Origin of the sequence: Actinoallomurus acaciae (assembly GCF_042429965.1) — a bacterium.
In the GTDB taxonomy this organism is placed as follows: Bacteria; Actinomycetota; Actinomycetes; order Streptosporangiales; family Streptosporangiaceae; genus Actinoallomurus; species Actinoallomurus acaciae.
On sequence record NZ_JBHLZP010000503.1, the window covers coordinates 1 to 289 of the forward strand.

A 289-nucleotide genomic window follows, 5' to 3' on the forward strand; every position below is an offset into this window, starting at 1 on the left:
CGCCGCCTCGGTGGGCGGCCGGGAGGCGCACGACGCGGCCATGCTCGCGTCGCTGAGCGGCGAGGCCCTGCACCGGCTGGTGAACCGCGGGTACGAGCCTCCGCCGAGGCAGCGCGAGCGCGTGCTGTTCTCCTGCGCGGCGGCCTCGCGCGCGGCCGACGGGGCCCTGCTGTTCGACGCGGACGGGATGCCGATCCCGCTGGACGGCCTGCTCTCGAACGCCGAGGAGCCGACGCACCCGTTCACCCGGATCTCGCCGGAGGAGCCGGTCGGCGAGGCGGCCGCACGC

At 77.5% G+C, this 289-nt stretch carries 1 protein-coding gene; it reads left to right on the plus strand.

The annotated features are described in order from the left end of the window. Positions 1–289, plus strand: a 289-nt coding sequence (locus ACFFNX_RS40055; protein WP_378211386.1) for a hypothetical protein, incomplete at both ends; no start/stop codon positions are given.